The following is a 3,468-nucleotide window of genomic DNA, read 5'->3' on the forward strand; positions in this document are numbered from 1 at the left end:
TGACACCCATTTGTTCCTATAGTTGTCTTTTCTCGTCTACCTTATTTTGCCACTCTGCTGAACAGATACATAAAGAAAGTGGAAAATTGGACATTCTCAACTCAGCTCCTGCAGATTAAAAATTAAGTTGAATAAAAATTGGATTTGACGCAGTTTTTTCCCATAGTTTAAGAAATTAAAAGTTTAACGATTAGAATTATAATTACAAACCACAATAAAAAATAGACTTTTCCATTTGATTTATTTTTAATTTGGATGTTTTCTAATTTTTTATCAGCTATTAGGTTTAATTTTTCTATAAGGCTAAATATCCCTTGGATTGTTTTTACAGGATAAGAACTTCTAATTTTTTCCCTATACCCTATTTTACTTTCATGTTGACTGCTTATCCACGCTTCAACTACTTTCCACATATTGATTTCTGGGTAGATCTTTCTACATGTCCCTTCCAGTAAAATCATAGTTTTCTGCAGCAATAACAATTGTGTTTGAACTTTCATATCAAAATCACCAGTTATTTTTAATAGCTGAGCAAGTAAACTAGCAAATGAAATCTTCTGTATAGGCTGCCCAATAATGGGTTCACCTATTGCCCTGCAAGCTGTGACAAAATTTCTATGCTGTGATGAAACGTAACCAGCTTTAAAGTGCATTTTTGCAACGTGATCATAATCCCGATTTAAAAAGCCTTTGAGTATCTCTATAACGTAATAGCATGTCTCACGATCTATTCTACCCATGATTCCACAATCCAGAGCAATAATATTGTTATTACTATCAACCATTAGATTTCCAGGATGCATATCAGCATGAAAAAAACAATCCCTGTATACCTGATTACAAAACGATTCTATAAGATTGATAGCTATTTGCTTATGATTATTCAGTTTTTCAACTTCGTATATTGGCGTTGCTTCTATCCATTCTAATGTTAAAACCTTTTTTGCAGTTCTATTCCAATCTATTTCAGGTACATAAAAACCTCTGTCATTTTTTGTGTTTTTCTTTAGTTCCGAAGAGTGAGCAGCTTCAAAACGTAGATCTAACTCTAATCGGCAAATTTCAGCAAAAGTTTTAACTAATTCAATTGGCCTCAGCCTTTTTGATTGTTCGCTAAATTTTTCTGCAATTTCTGCAAGCCAAGAAAGCATTTTTATATCTCTTGAGAATGTTTTCTCAATATTTGGCCTTAAAACCTTCACAGCAACTTCCTTACCCTCAGTTGTAACCGCTCTATGCACCTGAGAAATCGATGCTGCTGCAATTGGCTTTTCAGAAAAGCTTGAAAAAATGTCGCTCAATTTACAATTAAACTCACTTTCTATAGTTTTAACTGCTATTTTATGTGAAAATGATGGCAATCTATCACATATCAATAACAAGTTACTTGTTATATCTTCATTTAAAACATCAGTACGTGATGAGATAGACTGCCCAAACTTAATGAACACCGGACCTAATTTTTCAAGAGCACACTTTAGCTTGTGGCCTTGTATTTTATTTATTGATTTTTTTGATGGTGGAAGTAAATAAGGTAATATATTGTAACGCGTCAGCACCGTAGTTATGTGCAGAAGACGCAAAATATTTTGAATCATTTCGCTGCGTAACTGCTAAATATTTCATTTAGGGTTCTATTTTTCATAATCTCATCAGGCTTGCCTTGGCAATAGATAGTATTATTTATACAAATTATGTAATCTGAGGATGGTAGAGCAGAGTTAAGATCATGAGAAGTCATAAGAATCGATACCAATCGTTTTTTTGCTATTTTATTTATAATATCATAAAATTTAGCCCGCGCGTTAATATCCATTGCACTAACTGGTTCATCTAGAATGATCAAGTCAGGCTCTGCAATTAAACAACGTGCAAGTAGCAATAATTGTGTTTGCCCTGCAGAAATTTCTAACACTTGATTCTTCAAAATGTTACCGATACCAACCAACTCTATCGTTTCTGTAATAATGGATTGATTTTTCTTTAGTCTTTTCAAGGAGCTATTTAAAAGGAAATATTCAACTGTTATTGGCATCAAATTACTAATACTAAAATTTTGCGGCATATAGCCAATTTTTATGTTGTCAGCAAATACGATATTACCGGTACAGCTTTTATTTATGCCAGCAATTGCTTTCACTAAAGAGGTTTTACCTCCACCATTTGGACCAAGTATTGTAATTATGTCTCCTCTTTCCATGAACATATTGATATTGTCAAGGATTCTTTTACCATCATATGTGAGAGCAAGATTTTCTATTTTTAGAACACGATTATTGACATTATTCAATTTATTGACAAAATTTAACTTCTTCTCAACGTTTATATGAGACATTTACTGACTTTTTTTCTATTACTTTCATTTACACTATACTATAATATCGCCTTTTCATCCAATTTAAAAGTTGTAGTTACAATCAAACCTATCCACTCACTTGTAGCTTCTATTACAGAAGGGATTTTAGAACCGGAATTGCTTGGCTATGCAACATCTGCGCATAATTATATATTAAAGCCATCTGATGCGAGTAATTTAGAATCAAGTGACGTTATATTTTATGTTGACGATAACTTAGAGACGTTTGTTCAAACTTTCGCCAAAAATAATAAAGAACTAGTGCAATTGTCAAAGGCAATCAACCTACTTCCTACTCGGCCACATTCATTTTCTAGAAAAATTACTCACATTAAAGATGAAAAAGATTTACACATTTGGCTGAGTCCCGAAAATGCAAAGAGCATGATACTTTCTGTAAGTGCAACATTGTCTAACATAGATAAAGAAAATTCCCATCGATACAACTCTAATGCAACAAAAGCTATAAAAAAAATAGACCAAGAAGTAAAAGAAATCATGAAAGAACTGAATGATTTTAAAAATCAAAAATATATCGTCACTCACGATGCTTATCAATATTTTGAAAAATATTTTGGTTTAAATCACCCAAGCGCCATTCTTTTCATAGAAGAGGATTCTTACATAGGTATGAGGAGTTTAATGAAGCTAAAAAAGATAATGAAGGAAGAAAACGTTAAATGTATATTTGCTCATTCACAGGAAGACAGCATAAAGCCTAATGCTCTTTCTAATGACGCAAAAATGGTAGTTCTTGATCCTATTGGATCAGACATAGAGCCTGGAAAAGATGCATATCTAGCTATAATCAATAACATTGCACAAAATTTTAAGTCTTGTTTTGTTGAGTAATAAGTTCCCTTTTAGCTTACTGTTTTATTGTTCTGCATTTATTTGTCCTTTACATATTATGCAGGTTTAGAATTATGCTTTATTCTTACGTTTATGTCTTGGCCCAATACAATCAATAAGTTAAGCAAGTATTCTAAGGAGAACCCTTCGATTTTTGACCTATTGATTTGAGATACTTTAGGTTGATCAATCTTTAGAACCTGTTTAAAATCTTCGTAATAGGAGAGAAATGAAGGAAAGGACAATCATTTGCAAGCTGG

At 32.4% G+C, this 3,468-nt stretch carries 3 protein-coding genes and 1 pseudogene; 1 reads left to right on the forward strand and 3 read right to left on the reverse strand.

The window, feature by feature from the left end; genetic code table 11:
* Positions 1 to 167 precede the first annotated feature (167 nt).
* Both ubiB and OZD61_RS02820 read right to left on the reverse strand, forming a co-directional pair.
* Positions 168 to 1,598: a 2-polyprenylphenol 6-hydroxylase gene (ubiB, locus tag OZD61_RS02815; protein ID WP_274979766.1), complete on the reverse strand. Its 1,431-nt coding sequence runs from the start codon at positions 1,596 to 1,598 to the stop codon at positions 168 to 170.
* The gene (locus tag OZD61_RS02820) at positions 1,595 to 2,335 is read right to left on the reverse strand and encodes a metal ABC transporter ATP-binding protein (RefSeq protein ID WP_006279528.1); all 741 of its coding nucleotides are present in this window, start codon (positions 2,333 to 2,335) and stop codon (positions 1,595 to 1,597) included. Before OZD61_RS02820 ends, ubiB begins: the two co-directional genes overlap by 4 nt.
* Between OZD61_RS02820 and OZD61_RS02825 the strand changes: the two genes are divergently transcribed.
* Positions 2,327 to 3,208, forward strand: coding sequence for a zinc ABC transporter substrate-binding protein (locus OZD61_RS02825; RefSeq protein WP_274979767.1), 882 nt, complete (start codon positions 2,327 to 2,329; stop codon positions 3,206 to 3,208). The two genes, OZD61_RS02820 and OZD61_RS02825, sit on opposite strands and share 9 nt — an antisense overlap.
* 56 nt (positions 3,209 to 3,264) lie before the next feature.
* Here OZD61_RS02825 and OZD61_RS02830 read toward each other — a convergent pair.
* A pseudogene (locus OZD61_RS02830) lies at positions 3,265 to 3,405 on the reverse strand (XRE family transcriptional regulator); the annotation flags it as partial.
* Between the last annotated feature and the right edge of the window lie 63 nt (positions 3,406 to 3,468).

Origin of the sequence: Wolbachia endosymbiont of Drosophila bocki, from assembly GCF_028982005.1 — a bacterium.
In the GTDB taxonomy this organism is placed as follows: domain Bacteria; phylum Pseudomonadota; class Alphaproteobacteria; order Rickettsiales; family Anaplasmataceae; genus Wolbachia; species Wolbachia pipientis.

Bases quoted from the DNA above. Each gene is read 5' to 3' on its own strand.
- ubiB (WP_274979766.1), bottom strand. From the start codon at position 1,598: ATGATTCAAAATATTTTGCGTCTTCTGCACATAACTACGGTGCTGACG.
- OZD61_RS02825 (WP_274979767.1), top strand. From the start codon at position 2,327: ATGAGACATTTACTGACTTTTTTTCTATTACTTTCATTTACACTATAC.
- OZD61_RS02820 (WP_006279528.1), bottom strand. From the start codon at position 2,335: ATGTCTCATATAAACGTTGAGAAGAAGTTAAATTTTGTCAATAAATTG.